Origin of the sequence: Bradyrhizobium sp. th-b2, from assembly GCF_000426785.1 — a bacterium.
Lineage (GTDB): Bacteria > Pseudomonadota > Alphaproteobacteria > Rhizobiales > Xanthobacteraceae > Bradyrhizobium > Bradyrhizobium septentrionale.
On sequence record NZ_AUGA01000100.1, the window covers coordinates 1 to 13,074 of the forward strand.

13 protein-coding genes are annotated in these 13,074 nt (G+C 58.0%); 7 read left to right on the forward strand and 6 right to left on the reverse strand.

Annotated elements, in window-relative coordinates; translation table 11 throughout:
- On the forward strand, window positions 1–228 hold a 228-nt coding region (locus tag K359_RS64070; RefSeq protein WP_035978185.1), incomplete at its 5' end, for a hypothetical protein.
- A gap of 94 nt (window positions 229–322) precedes the next feature.
- On the opposite strand, the gene K359_RS62360 is transcribed toward K359_RS64070, so the two are convergent.
- Complete coding sequence (locus tag K359_RS62360; RefSeq protein ID WP_035978190.1) at window positions 323–514, reverse strand: hypothetical protein; 192 nt, start codon at window positions 512–514, stop codon at window positions 323–325.
- A gap of 467 nt (window positions 515–981) precedes the next feature.
- Window positions 982–1,179: a hypothetical protein gene (locus K359_RS60035; protein WP_084518758.1), complete on the reverse strand. Its 198-nt coding sequence runs from the start codon at window positions 1,177–1,179 to the stop codon at window positions 982–984.
- A 1,027-nt stretch (window positions 1,180–2,206) separates the two neighbouring features.
- Between K359_RS60035 and K359_RS0143335 the strand changes: the two genes are divergently transcribed.
- Together K359_RS0143335 and K359_RS0143340 are read left to right on the forward strand one after the other, a co-directional pair.
- Window positions 2,207–2,653, forward strand: a complete 447-nt coding sequence (locus K359_RS0143335; protein WP_156929015.1) for a hypothetical protein — start codon at window positions 2,207–2,209, stop codon at window positions 2,651–2,653.
- 103 nt (window positions 2,654–2,756) lie between these two features.
- Window positions 2,757–4,295, forward strand: a complete 1,539-nt coding sequence (locus K359_RS0143340; RefSeq protein WP_084518759.1) for an OpgC domain-containing protein — start codon at window positions 2,757–2,759, stop codon at window positions 4,293–4,295.
- A gap of 193 nt (window positions 4,296–4,488) precedes the next feature.
- Here K359_RS0143340 and K359_RS55365 read toward each other — a convergent pair whose 3' ends face one another.
- The 3 genes from K359_RS55365 to K359_RS0143355 all read right to left on the reverse strand — a co-directional run bounded on the left by K359_RS55365 (window position 4,489) and on the right by K359_RS0143355 (window position 8,267).
- Entirely contained in the window at window positions 4,489–5,685 is a 1,197-nt protein-coding gene (locus K359_RS55365; protein ID WP_035978186.1) for an MBL fold metallo-hydrolase, read from the reverse strand.
- Window positions 5,686–6,036: 351 nt separating this feature from the next.
- Window positions 6,037–6,612, reverse strand: a complete 576-nt coding sequence (locus tag K359_RS55370; RefSeq protein WP_156929016.1) for a hypothetical protein — start codon at window positions 6,610–6,612, stop codon at window positions 6,037–6,039.
- A gap of 53 nt (window positions 6,613–6,665) precedes the next feature.
- On the reverse strand, window positions 6,666–8,267 hold the full coding sequence (locus tag K359_RS0143355) for a hypothetical protein (RefSeq protein WP_029084706.1): 1,602 nt from the start codon (window positions 8,265–8,267) through the stop codon (window positions 6,666–6,668).
- A gap of 1,391 nt (window positions 8,268–9,658) precedes the next feature.
- On the opposite strand from K359_RS0143355, the gene K359_RS0143360 reads away from it, so the two are divergent.
- Window positions 9,659–10,681 (forward strand): hypothetical protein, encoded by a 1,023-nt coding sequence (locus K359_RS0143360; RefSeq protein ID WP_029084707.1) that lies wholly within the window; start codon window positions 9,659–9,661, stop codon window positions 10,679–10,681.
- A 430-nt stretch (window positions 10,682–11,111) separates the two neighbouring features.
- Here the strand turns inward: K359_RS0143360 and K359_RS65975 are convergent, their stop codons facing one another.
- Window positions 11,112–11,240 carry a hypothetical protein gene (locus K359_RS65975; protein ID WP_256375212.1) on the reverse strand — a complete coding sequence of 43 codons (129 nt, stop codon included), beginning with the start codon at window positions 11,238–11,240 and terminating at the stop codon, window positions 11,112–11,114.
- Between the two features lie 436 nt (window positions 11,241–11,676).
- On the opposite strand from K359_RS65975, the gene K359_RS55380 reads away from it, so the two are divergent.
- The 3 genes from K359_RS55380 to K359_RS0143385 form a co-directional block, all read left to right on the forward strand.
- A complete protein-coding gene (locus K359_RS55380; protein ID WP_156929017.1) occupies window positions 11,677–11,898 on the forward strand; it encodes a hypothetical protein in 222 nt (73 codons plus the stop codon).
- Between the two features lie 83 nt (window positions 11,899–11,981).
- The gene (locus K359_RS0143375; RefSeq protein ID WP_029084709.1) at window positions 11,982–12,353 is read left to right on the forward strand and encodes a hypothetical protein; all 372 of its coding nucleotides are present in this window, start codon (window positions 11,982–11,984) and stop codon (window positions 12,351–12,353) included.
- A gap of 360 nt (window positions 12,354–12,713) precedes the next feature.
- Window positions 12,714–13,074 (forward strand): DUF1254 domain-containing protein (locus K359_RS0143385; RefSeq protein WP_156929019.1); only part of this gene is annotated, 361 nt, incomplete at its 3' end.

The window sequence follows — 13,074 nt, forward strand, 5'->3', positions numbered from 1 at the left end:
CGTGGCCCCTCATTCGGGGCAGCTCTGCCCGATGTCGCGATCCCTTCGCAGGTCGGCTTCAAGCTCTTCGACAATGACCCGAAGCAAACACGCCGCAAGTGGATCAGTGACCTCCCGCGACAAAAGCTGATAATGCGCGATCTGAACCTCCTGCTCTCGGAACTGGCGATCTGTCATGGGGCTGCCCTCCGACAAACCGACGCAGAGACGGCCCAGTTGTTTCACTAAAGTTTTCGGATCATTTTCTATGGTTTCTATCTAGTAAATCCGCACACATGCCTGCCGCTGGATCGGCCTTACCGTAGGCCAATTCGGGCCACGCTCATTCCGCGATTTCTCTCGGCTCGCGAATGCCTGTTGCGCCGACCTCGATAACCTTGCGAGCGGCCATATCGCAAAGCGGGTCGTTACGATCAACCACGTCCAGCAAGTTCAGCGCGGGGCTGAAAGCCTTGTTCAAAAGCTCGATTTGTTCCGGCGTGCACTTGTCTTTCAACAACCGATTGATTGGCATTGTCCCGCCCTCAGCCCGAGTGCAAGTTCCTCTTTGAGCATGGTTCTTCATGCTCGGTCGGAGAACTAGGAAGGAACGCTGACCTTTCACGAACGCGCTTCGTCTCGTCGCCGGGGCCAAATAGGACGGCACCGCCAGCGATGCAACCGCGGCCATGTCCAACACCGATGCCAAAACAAAGAGAGCGCCAATTGAGGCGGCCTCACTTCTTGCCATTCGAACTTAATCGGCCTTCGTGAACTTCATGAGTGATGGCTTGTCTGGTTTCGGAAGCCTCTGCCAAACGAATGTCTCTCGGCACCTTTCGCCGGTAGTAGCTCTCCGGCCATCGTCCCATACTTTGATTTCGCCGTCAGCCCGGACAATGGTGCCGGACTTCTCGGTGTCATTTCGGATCACACGGACGCCCGCGCGCAACATGGTGCGGTCTAGTAATTTGAAGTCCGTTTTGGGTTGCTGCATGGCGCCTATTTTGGTGGCTGCAGGCCGGGAGACGAAAGCCATTCCTGCATGCGAGCGGCAGCATCGGCCTTACGCGCCTGCCGGATTAGCTTCTCACGTTCGACCCCAGGTGGGGTACCCTGTGCGTGTTTACGCAGACGGATGGCCTGTTCTTCTAAGTGTTCATCCGATGGTGGATGTTGATTGAAACGGCGTCTTTTCATGAAGGCGCTCCTTTCCGACCGGCAAAGGCGGGAGCGCAATTGGCGTTCTCATCACCGATGACGGCTCAAAAGACAGTGCGGTGATAGGCCGTTAACGCTTTGGAACTCGGATGGTTGCGGCCGTTGCCGAACTGTTAATGTTCAAATTGGGCCACTACCCAAATTCAATTTGGGCTCATCTAGTGGGTAAGGCAGGCTAGCGCGCGCCACCTAGTTAGGACACTCGCAAAGTGAAATTCGGACACTTCACATAGGCGAATGCGCGCTCATTTGTCTGAAGTGCGGTCACGCTGACCTTTTATCGAGTTCGTCACATCCATCGTGAACGAAACGACGCCGATCACACGAATGGCCCCGACGATATTGCACGTCGGGGCCATTCAAGATCATCAGGCCGGTTACATCCGCCGCACCGTCCGATCAAAATCGTCGCCGATGACGGTACCGGACCATGGCCGGAAGCGGCAACCGCCCCATCGGGGTACTCACATTCAGCGCGAAATCGGCTCGCCGCCGACTCGCGCTTGCGCCAGTCGATCTGGGCCTTCTCGCGCGCCGCTGCCATCCGATGGCCCCAGCAGTTGTTTGAAACCTCCACGCGTTCATAATTCGTGAGTTGTGTTTACCCTTGATAGGCCCATGGTGCCTCAATCGATAAGGTCGCGTGTGGCCGAATTCGACATCCGCCAATGGATGCCACGTTTCGCATCTCGCCGTCACGCGACTTGTTTTGGCCGCTCGGCAACGCAATGACACGCGACGGTTCGAGCCGAGTTGACACGGTTCCAAAAGGCGTTAGTCAGCCCGACCATCCAGCTTTTTCACGACACATCGGCGCAGCTGCTTGAACCCGTCGCTATTGGTGCTGCACTACGTCAAGCTACTGCTCGTCGAAGTTTAGGCCTCGCCGCAGGCAGTCGCAGCGATCAGTGTTGTTCGCGAAGTGCCATATTTTGTCAGGTTTCTGTGGGCCTCGCGACGCCGCGATGTCCACCAATGTCTCGATCTCCGGGAGTGGAGAGACATGATGAGGCGTTCGCTCAATTTTTTCACGGTGGTTGCGGCGAGCTTCGTCGTCATATTGCAGGCTGCCTGGTTTGTTCTGGATCCTGATCTGCCTTTTGAGCAGGCTAACGCCACTACATCAACAGGCGTGCCATCCGGGGTATTAGCTCCCGAGCCTTTCAAAAAGGGCTACGCAGCCAACCAAACGACGACGCGGATACTTGCGCAGGATCAGGCCGGGCAGCTCGCTTTTTGGACCTCCGTTCTGAAAAAGAAAAAGCAGGCTTGCGGTGTGGTTGTTCGGAACGTGTATCAAGGCGGCACCGAATCCGGGATCGATAGCTGGAGCATTCGCTGTCGGGACGGTAACCAGTATTCGATAAGTCTTAGCCCGGACTGGCAGGGCTCTGAGGCGGAGGTTCCGGCTTCAGGTTGCAATGGAAACGCTTTCATCCGAAGTGCTGATTAGCGCCCGTCCGACGAGGAGCATCTCAGCGCGCGCAACATCGTCTCTGTACGCCAGCAGCTTTCCGCTGCGGCGGTCGCCTCGTCGCCAACCTGCGAGTTTGAGCATGACGATGACCCGATCGCGGCGTGAAACGGTGCTTTTCAAGCACCCATTCCGGATCGCAAGCGTCGAACGATTATTACCGGCGGGCTCATACGAGGTTGTTACCGACGAAGAGTCGATGGAAGGCTTGTCATTTCCGTCCTTTCGGCCCGTTGCCACCATGATGATGGTGCCTGCGCCGCCGCCCAGCAGCTTCGTCGAGATGATAACGATCAGTTCGATCGATCTAGCCGATTCTCGGGAACCGATGCGATGGCGCTCCGACAGTGACGCGCCTGTCGACTTCGACAAGGATCGCGGGGCCGCGTCGAGGACTGACGTCCGACGGACACTGGCGGAGATCGAACGCATTGCCAAGGTGTTGCGCGGCCGGCATCGGCAGCTCGAACCTAAGCTACTCGCGACACCTGCGAAGCCACTGGTGTCCGCACTACCGGAGCTGAAAGAGCCCGGCCGGGACCTGCGCATCGATGCTTGCCGCGGAATTGCGCTCTGGTGCATCTTTCTCGACCATGTTCCGAACAACATCGGAAGCTGGCTGACGCTGCGGAATTACGGCTTCAGCGATACCGCGGAAGTGTTCATGTTCGTCTCGGGTGTGACCTGCGCGCTGGCCTACGGCAAGGCGCATGCGCGCGGCGGCTGGACCGGCGTGATCGGCCGGACGCTGCGGCGAAGCTGGGACATTTATGCCGCATTTCTGCTGCTCACGCTTGCTTGCGCCATCGTGGTTTACCTCGCAGGCGGCGGCCGGCTTGCCGACGAGACCAATACGCGCATTCTCTTGGAATATCCGGGAGCGACGCTCGCACATGCGGCGATCCTGCAATACCGTCCCGTCAACACCGACGTCTTGCCGCTCTTCGTGGTTTTCCATCTTTTGTTCGCGCCACTGCTGTGGCTGCTGCTGCGAGTGCCGAACGTGGCGCTCGGCGCCTCGCTGTTGCTTTATTCGCTGGTGCACGTCTTCGGCTGGACCGTTCCGGCGTGGCCGAACAACGTTTGGTTCTTCAATCCGCTGGCCTGGCAGGTGCTGGTTGTGCTTGGAGCGTGGTGTATCACGGAAGGCAAGAGGTTCGGGCCGTGGATGACCTCACGCACGGCGCTTGTACTTGCCGTTCTCTATCTGGCTTTTAGCCTGACTATCGCATTGGGTTTGAGCATCAAACCACCGGAAGTGCTTGTCCCACAAACCCTGGCGAAGCTGCTTTACCTGGTGGACAAATCGGATCTCGATCCTTTGCGATTGCTGCATTTTATTGCCCTTGCTATTTTGGCGGTATGGCTCGTGCCTCGCACTTGGCGAGGGCTGACGACGCCAGTGATGCGCGGGGCGATCTCCTGCGGCGAGAACTCGCTGGCAATCTATTGCCTCGGCGTTCTGCTGGCGCTCGCGAGCCATATAGCGCTGATCAGCATCTCGGATGGACTTGCGATGCAGATCGCGCTCAGTCTCGCTGGCATCCTGGTGATGATCGCGGCCGCAACGCTGCTGAGCTTGATTAGGATCAAACCAAGGCAGCAATCACCATTGGCATGAGGCACTGAGAATGGCAGCCGAAAGGCGCAGGAAGTCACCGATATCCCCGGCATTTCGCATTTGGGTCAGAAGCCGACCACGGCGGCCCGCTTGACCTTGGTCGGCTTCCCTCTCCAAAGCGGACATTGCAGCCTTCTGAGTAAGGGTCGGCTACGGGCCCCGAACGGACATTCATTTAATGGTTAGGCTGCGCTCACGCCTCGAAAACCAATCGAGTTCCGGTGTACGAGCGTAGGAGCTTTGTCCGCATCGCAGCCCGCGCGGTTTCGTAGAAAGGCTCCCCCGTACAATGCAGCGGAATCACGTAAGTCGGATCGATTTCCTGGAGTGCCTTGACCGTATCCCGAACGTAGTCCTCTTGATAGGGCGCGAGATGAAAGCCCCCGATCACCGCATGAATTCTTTCCACGCCGGAGGCGGCTTGAGCTTCCTTGATCGCGTTGACCACGCCGCGATGGCTGCACGAAGTTAGGACGACAAGTCCCCGTCCTTTCAGATTAAACGCCGTCGCGATCTCGTGCTGAAACTGATCCGGTACGACGGGCGCAGTACGTTCCGCCTCGCTGAGGCGCTCGGGATAACAGCCGATGCCGCGGTCGAAACCAATGGTCATTGCGCTCGGTGACAGCACCTTCTCGAAGGTCTTCTGACTGATCTGCCCCGTGGCGACGGCGTGATCCGCAACCAGGGCAGGTCTGGCTGCGACGGTTACGGCGAGGTCCACCTCCTCGAGTGCTTTGCGGTCGATGACGCCGAAGCTGCCCCGCACCGGGGGTGCAGTCCACTCGCGCGCGCAGAAACATCCTTCGCCGCCGACAAACAACGGCAGTTTGGGCTTTAGCTTGCCGCTATGCGCCTGCAAGAAACCGACGAGACCGCCAAAGTGGTCCTGGTGCCCGTGGCTGAGCACAAGTGCGTCGATGGCCGCAGGGTCAATACCAAGCAAGCTCGTGTTGTTGAGAAGGGCTTCCGGCGTGAAACCGAAATCAACTAGGACGTTGCGCGTCTCGTTGCCGCGTCGTGACTCGACCTGCATCGCAAGGCCGAATTCGCTAACCAAAGTTTTGCGCGGCGGCTTGTCGCTAAGACCCCAGCCAAAGTGCTGGATATCGAGGTTGGGCAACTTTCTGCTCGGGGCGACAGCGAATTGATAGCTATCGATCACTATTCGAACTGCCACGCGGTCGAGCTCAGGCAATGATCCAGTGACAGCCTGCGCACTGACCGGCTTCGAGCCACTGAGTGTAGCAAGTATCATACTTAAGAGACTGGCGCCTCCGCCGCAGAGAAATTCTCGCCGCCCAACCTCGTCGCAGAAAAACTGCCGCCGAGGCGCCTGAGGACCTGTTTGTGATAGCGCGATTGAAGCCGAAGCGTAATCGATAGCCATTGCTAACCTCCCGTTCTGCCTGCCATGAGGCCAAAACAGAAGGCGCGGGACCGCACGGATTCGTTCCGAAAGGTCGGGCGTCTCAAGTCTAATATGCTCCTATCAACCAACTGCTCCGTCAATAAAAAATACTGGCCTGAGCTCTGAGTTCTCGATCTGGCAAAGCTACTTCCCCCCCCCCCGCGGGTCGATTCGAGCAGCGGCTCGCGGCATGTTTGGGTCCACAAACGGACGCATGCACGGCAGCAATCAACGTAAGGCGCATTCGTCGAAACGCCATGGCTTACCGCGCCCGCGCGGAACTCCAGGTGGAGTTGGCTCGCAGTTTTAGCCTCCCTTTGGCTTCTGATCTCAGCGGGTCGCCAGCCTTCCGTACGCTGCAATGGCCCGCTTAAGGTCTTCATATTCCTCGCAGGGAATGAGGCAGAGGTTTTCCAGCGCCGCCAACTGTTGCTGTGCCCTGGCCGGCTCCCCAAGCACCAGATATGCCTCGCCGAGATGCTCATGCGCGCTGCGGTGGCGCGAGTTTATCATCAGTGCCTTCTGATAATGGCCAATAGCTGGACCTATCTGATGCAGCCGCCGATAGGCATAGCCGATGTAGTTCTGGATATCGGCATTAGTCGGGTCGCGCAGCCCCGCAAACTCGAACGCTGCGATTGCGCCATTCCAATTCTCTGCGCGTAGTGCCGTCTTGCCGGTCTTGAAATCGGGATCGAGTTGCGCCCAATCAACGTCCAATGCAACTGATGCCATGGTGGTGCAGATCGGCCAGGCTTCCGCCGTGCTGGCCGTCTCAGCCCGGCTCTCGAGCCTGCCGAACAGCGGCGCAGTCGCGGTCCGCCAGCCCGGAAAGCTTATGGCATAGATGGCCACGCCGCTCACCAGCCCGCCTAGCAGTATTGCCAATGCGACCGACCGGATCATCACTGTTTTCTCAACCTGATGGCTACCGGGCGTTGGCCCAGACAATCAGGAGATTATTTCCGTACACCACCTATCGTCTCGTCCTGGCGCGAGTATGCCCGGGCTTCACGGATCTCCTGCCGTTCCGTGTCAGCGTTGCTGGCTAAGTTCACCAGCTTGCCAAAGTAATCGGAGGCTTTCTGGCGGTCACCTGCGCTGTCGGCAGCGCGGGCGGCTCCCCAGAACGCGCGGAAGCGGTTGGGCGTCTGCTTGAGCGCGGTCTCGAACTCGTTTAGGGCAGCTGCGGGCTGCCCTGTCTCCAGAAGCAATTCCGCCAGCAATTCACGGAACGGATAGAGGCGATTCTCCATCGCCACATGCTTGAGGCTGCCGTCTTCGCCGTCGGCCGCTGCCCGCATGAACCGCAGTGCCTGATCGCCCGCACCTTCCTTCAGTGCGATCCAGGCCGAAACGGCAAGCATCTGCTCCTCGGTACGGTCGGCCCAGTAGGATTGGTCGGCTCGCTGCAGCGTCGTTCGCAGTGCCTTCATCGCTTCGATCTCTTCTTTGGCCCCGGCGAGATCGCCAGTGCGCGCCATGCCTAGACCGCGCGTGAAGCGGATCAACGAATCCGCCATGGGATATTGAGTGGCGGTCATTGGCAACGCCGCAGCGCCGACCCAATCCGCCCGTTCCAGGACGTAACGGGCCGGCATCGCGGCCTTGGCGGTGAAATTGACGAAGCTGATCGGACGATCGCCGCGGTCGGCGGTGGCGAGCGACTTCTTGATCATCGCCTCGGCTTTGGCGTCCTGCGCAAGCTGCAGATGTGCGTAAACCGTAAAATCCGACGCGTGATAGTAGTCGGGCTGGACGTCAAGCGCCGACGCGTTCGAGGCGATGGATTCTTCCCAAAGCCCGACCATGGAGTAGATGTGCGAAGGCATGTGTCGCGCGTGCGGCACAGCCGGCGCAATGCCGGCATACCGCCGCGCCGACGCGATTCCCTTCTCGGCGAGCGGCGCAAAGTCGTAAGCGTGAATCAGGTAGTGGGTCACACCCGGATGCTGCGGGTTCTGCTCAAAGAGTTTCTCCAAGAGCGCGGCGGACTTGATTTGATTGGCGTAGGTGAGGTCGCTTTTCGGCGCCGCGGCTTGAAGCGCCAAGGCATAAAAGACCTGGACCTCGTAGTCGTCGGGATAGCTTTGCGCCATCTGCGCCATCGCGGCAGTGTAGGCTGCCAGTCGGGTATTCACGGCGACCTTGCCGTGGTCGCGGAAATAGGCGCTCAGCGCCTCGATCCAGTCACGCTCGCGCTGCGTCTTCGCGCCGGTGACCCGCGCCTTTTCGAGTGCGTCCCAGGCCGCCTGCGCGTCGGCTCGCGTCGGGGTGGTTGCAAGGGTGTTGCCGAGGAAGTCCATCGCCACGCCCCAATGCGCCATGGCGCAAGTGGGATCCTGCTGCAAAATATCTTCGAATTTTCGGCGGGCAATCAAAAACCAGTACGAATGAAGCATGGCGACGCCGCGGTCGAACTCGGCCTGCACAGTGGGATCACAGGAGATGGGGAAGACCACTTTGCCGAGCTTTTCGTCTTGCTGGCCGATTGCTCCGCTTGCGAGCGCTGCAGTGATCAGGCCTGCGGCAAACAGGGTTCGTCCCGATTTCGTGCTCATCGTAAGTACCCTCTCTGGCTTGTGGTCGCGATGTTCCGCGAGATTGCGATTGCTCCATCGGCCGCGTACGGCTCCGTCTATTCCTCTGGCTCCGGATTTTGACTGTTGCCCGGGTGTGTCCTGCGATGGGCTTACGATGCGGACAAACGCATCGGTTCAAGGCGCGCCATTTGCCTGATGTTCGCCTCGCGACGCGGGAGCGCAACGCTCTCAGCCACCAAAAATATCAAGGGTGGGCGATGATCGTTTCACTGTGCGCTTTCGCACAGTGAAACACTAGTTTAAATTAGAGCACTGCGGGATATCAAAAGGTCAGGCCACCTTGCCCTTTTCGGGCAGCAGCATTCCCTGGATTGGGACGCGCTGCGCGCATCAAGCGGGTCCAAGTCGACCAAGGGACCGCTAGCAACCTTTAGCAACGCAGTCGTCAATCTCGCTTAATGACCAGGAGATCGTAGACTGAGCCTGTAAGATTTTTGAGCGGTATCCGATATCCGTCTTCGCCTTCGTGGTGGACAGTGTCTTGAGCCACGCGCTGGAAAGCACCTAGGTCGTTCGAACCATTGCCGGCGGGCTGGATTGAGAATGTATGATCATCGACGATTGTAGCGCGGTGCAGCCGCGATCCCCTACGAAGCTTATCGAAGTAGTGCATTCGCGTTCTCCCCAGAGACATCGCAACACCATTATGTATTTCCGCTCGGAAGCTCGCATTAAAATATGATGGTCAGCCAGTTTGGCCTATTTCGGCGCTGCTCTAGTTATTTAGGAGGCGCGACCGTCGTTTTTGTCGATCCGTCCGGCGCCGGCTGCATCCCTGGCGGGCTTTGCCCCTGGGGGCTTTCCGGTGGCGCTCCGCCTGAGCCGGTGTTGATTGGCCCAGTCCAGCCTTGGGGTTGCAATTGACCTTTGTCTTCGGGTGCCGAACGCCCAGTTGGCGCATTGACGTCCCCTTTTGCCGCAGGCTGCGCCGTGGCTAATCCGCAGGACAGCATAAGGAAAATCAATGCTAATCGGTCCCGCACTGAAACCTCCAAGTCTTCCTACTAAGCAAACAATCGGACATGCACCTCAGTTCCTGCAATGATCGGATTGGGGAAAGAAGGGGGCGGCGTTTGGAAAAGATCATCCAACTTACCGATCCGGCTACTGAGTTTAGGATCAGAAGCTCCTGCCCTCTCCGGAAGCCATTCTGTCAAACGAGCCCAAGATCAAAGACTCGGACACTGCAGCTGAATAGCTCCGTGCTTGGGTCCGACACTCGCCTGTGAGTGAAGTCAAAGAGCTGTTCAAGCTGATGCGATGAACCGGATCGGTCGGAGAACGATCATCTGCATGTTGCTGATCGGTCGGTTGCGATACTGTCTCAGTATCTTCACTGAGGCCCACTCATGTTCAACAAACCAATCGTCCTCGCTGTAGGCGCCGGCGCCAGCTACGATCAATACAAGTTACCGCTTGGCGGCGAGCTCGCCGCTGGGATTGCTCGTGACACCGGGATTGCTTGGGACGACGACGCGCTGGACGTGCTGAATCGAGGAAGCCGCGATCTCTTAGATAACTTTTTCCGCACGTCCGCCGACAGTGAAGCGATCCTAGCAGCAGCCAAGAAGCTGTCGTACGCGATGGCCTCTACGATCTCGATCGACGATGCGTTGTTCCTCCTGAGCGAACATCCCGAGTGCGTGAAGGTCGGAAAACTCTGTATCATGCGCGCTATTCTCATGGCAGAGGCATCATCTCCACTGCGGGTTCAATCGCGCAAGGGCTTAGCACATGATGCAGGGCGAGACGGATGGATAGAGCAGATCTTCTCCATGGCGATCACTGGCTATAAGCTAAGTCAGATCGTCGAGCACGCCTTTAAGAATATCACGTTTGTCATTTTCAACTATGACCGGTGCGTCGAGCATTATCTCTTCTGGTCACTTCGGCGACTTGAGGTAACGTTACCCGATGCACAGGCCGCAATAGAGAATCTGAACATCATCCGGCCTTATGGAGGGCTACGACCGATATTTCGGGATTCAGGAAGCAATCTTGTCTTCGGCGCGGCGCCGCAACAGGACCTATGGGATCGCATAGGTAGAATTCGGACCTTCACTGAAAGTGAAGTGTTGCATGACGGAGGGGCGCTCTCCAAGGCGCTTTCGAATGCGCAAATGATCTTGTTTTTGGGATTCGGCTTTCACCCTCAAAACCTGGAATTGTTATCACTGGGAGGACCTCACCCAAATGCCCACGTCAAAGTGTTAGCCACGACGTTCGGAGTTCATGAAGCCAATATCCCCGAGCTGAAGAAAGCGAGCAGCAAAACGCTCCACACTAGCGACCGCAACATTGAGACCCACCCGATGACGGCTTCGGAAATCCTGACCAAGTTGCGACCGAAGATCAATCTGGCGCTAGGATAGCCTTTAGGCGTACCCCATTTCCTGATACTCAAGCGGCCGATTGAAGTTGCTGTTGGTTACCACCGGGGCCCGCCAGGCTCCGAGAACATCAACGCCACCCTCGTCCGGGCTCGGCATGCCTCACTTCTTCATCTCGTCCTTGCTCTCCAGCACCAGGCGCCCGTCGCTGGTGTATTTGTAGCCAGGGCCCGTCAGGTCGGACTAATCGGCAGATCAAGTGACGGCCCCAGCACGGAGCCCCCAGAAGTGCTGGGCCCTTTCTATGGGCGGTGCAGTCCTAATTAGGAAAGGCGCGAAGGGGAACTAGGACGCTTCATCTGATAGGGCCACGGTCCCTGCGGTGAACATGCTCGATCAAACCAGACACGGTGAGGCCCGTCCGATCCAAACAAAACATGTTCGCTAGTTTAATCAGCAAGCTCGCAACCGGTCAGCCCGGGTACTGCGGTTGGATCAGCGAGACGATCATCATCGCGGCAATGAGAAACGCCGGCCCGCAGCTGACCAGAGCAGCCAACCAAAGCTCCGAATCGCGAAAGATTTCGTAGTCGTCTTGCATGGACTGCTCTCCAACAATCCGAAAAATAGTCAACGGAAAGTCCTGCAGGACGTTCCTAGCGTTGGGAACGTTCCCACCTGAGCAGTCGCCGACAAAGCCGGAAGTTTGAGCTTGTGCAAGCGCCCAAAAGAAACGGCCCCAGCAAGGAGTCAAGCTGAGGCCAAGGTTACATTGGGTCGTCCCAGCGTCGTCTGGCCGGACGGCACTGGGACATACGACAACACTCATCGAATCCACTTCGTTCCTGTCCCAATTGATCGGCCCGCGCATAAACGGAAACGGCCCCAGCGAGTGGGCACACGCTGAGGCCGTCTCTTCCGCTGTGTCGCCGATCGCCGGATTAGCTGAAAAGAGCGGCCCCGCTGGGTCTAATAATTTTTCTGTGATGAATGGCCGAGGAAGCGCTGCGCGCATACTTCATGGAGCCGACTGCGCCATGAAGTCGTGGTTCTTCGACCCGCTGCCGATGTTTGGGTTCGACCTCGCCGTCGTCGACCCGCCGACGGAGTTCACGCTCTATTCCGCTAACGGAAACAAGAAGTCGGCCTCGGCTCAGTACGACATCATGTCGTGGACTGACCTGGCGAAGTTGCCAGTCGTCCGGCCTGCCAATATCAGTTTGCTTTTAGCTGGCCGGTTTCAGTCCTGGGGACGTTAGCCAATAACCCCACATCTGGTGGCGTCGACTCGAGCTCGGAAAGATTCAATGATGCCGGGATACATCGTCATGAGCGAAGAGCGATGCGGCGTCAAAACACTGTTGAAGCCGAGCAACCATCCGAAGAGACCATCAACGCCGCTCGCACCGAGATCGCTCGCATGCGCGAACCCGAGTTGCGATCGCTGCTGAACTATTTCGCTGAGTGCTCCGACCGGACATCGCGCAGCGCCACGGTGAAGCAAGCCTGCAAAGCGGCGCTGATCAAATACCAAACCGAATTCGGCGGAAAACGGACGATCGATACGGTGATCGCGGAGCAGGAAAAACTTGTCGAAATCCAAGGCGCATTTCGTGCCGTTGGCCAAGCCTCCGATATGACCTATGTAGACACCGTCGACACTCGCATCCGAGAGGCCATCGGCGAAGCGTTGAAGATGCAGTCCGCTCGCTAGTCCCCAGCTCTGAGGCCGGGTTTCTAATGGGACTTATCTGCACTTATTTTCACCGCCCGGCATTCCGCAGCCTGACGTCAGTTCACCTTCTCAACGTCGCCAGGCTTCCAACTCTTGTCGATGGCGGCTTCGGTCGGGCCGTAGAGCCTGAGGATGGCAAAATACCCCCCGCCCCTTTCCGCCGACGTCCGCTCGACCCCAGCGAGCAGACGTCCGCTGATCACCTGGCGACGTCGGAAAAGGGCCAACAACGGACATACAACCTGACGGGTTTTTGCATAGACCCTCGCGCGGGGCGAGCGTAGGTTTGTCGTGCCAACCCTCACTTGAGCCAAGCCATAGACCGGAAGGACCGTTCAAATGTTGACGAAACGTGATCTTCTTCGTTCAGCCGCCTTGGCCGCAATTACGGCGTCAACGGCAAAGTCCGTCCCGACGTACGCTCAGACGAGCACCGACCGCCCAGGGTTTTTCAAGGCAATGGACATTGCTGAGGCAGGTTTCATCTATGGCCTGCCGATAGTGATGAACTACGGCGTCATGTACGAGTACGCCGTCGATCGCAATTCGGGGCAGTTCAAGGCCCCCTTCAATCAGATCAAGAATGAGCCCAACGTCTTCACCTACAAAGACACGGCAATTCCTACGCCGAACAGCGACACGCCCTATTCGTTCGTGTGGATGGACTTGCGGATAGAGCCCGTCGTCCTTTCGGTCCCGG

Bases quoted from the DNA above. Each gene is read 5' to 3' on its own strand.
- K359_RS62360 (WP_035978190.1), bottom strand. From the start codon at position 514: ATGCCAATCAATCGGTTGTTGAAAGACAAGTGCACGCCGGAACAAATC.
- K359_RS60035 (WP_084518758.1), bottom strand. From the start codon at position 1,179: ATGAAAAGACGCCGTTTCAATCAACATCCACCATCGGATGAACACTTA.
- K359_RS0143335 (WP_156929015.1), top strand. From the start codon at position 2,207: ATGAGGCGTTCGCTCAATTTTTTCACGGTGGTTGCGGCGAGCTTCGTC.
- K359_RS0143340 (WP_084518759.1), top strand. From the start codon at position 2,757: ATGACGATGACCCGATCGCGGCGTGAAACGGTGCTTTTCAAGCACCCA.
- K359_RS55365 (WP_035978186.1), bottom strand. From the start codon at position 5,685: ATGGCTATCGATTACGCTTCGGCTTCAATCGCGCTATCACAAACAGGT.
- K359_RS55370 (WP_156929016.1), bottom strand. From the start codon at position 6,612: ATGATCCGGTCGGTCGCATTGGCAATACTGCTAGGCGGGCTGGTGAGC.
- K359_RS0143355 (WP_029084706.1), bottom strand. From the start codon at position 8,267: ATGAGCACGAAATCGGGACGAACCCTGTTTGCCGCAGGCCTGATCACT.
- K359_RS0143360 (WP_029084707.1), top strand. From the start codon at position 9,659: ATGTTCAACAAACCAATCGTCCTCGCTGTAGGCGCCGGCGCCAGCTAC.
- K359_RS65975 (WP_256375212.1), bottom strand. From the start codon at position 11,240: ATGCAAGACGACTACGAAATCTTTCGCGATTCGGAGCTTTGGTTGGCT.
- K359_RS55380 (WP_156929017.1), top strand. From the start codon at position 11,677: ATGAAGTCGTGGTTCTTCGACCCGCTGCCGATGTTTGGGTTCGACCTC.
- K359_RS0143375 (WP_029084709.1), top strand. From the start codon at position 11,982: ATGCGGCGTCAAAACACTGTTGAAGCCGAGCAACCATCCGAAGAGACC.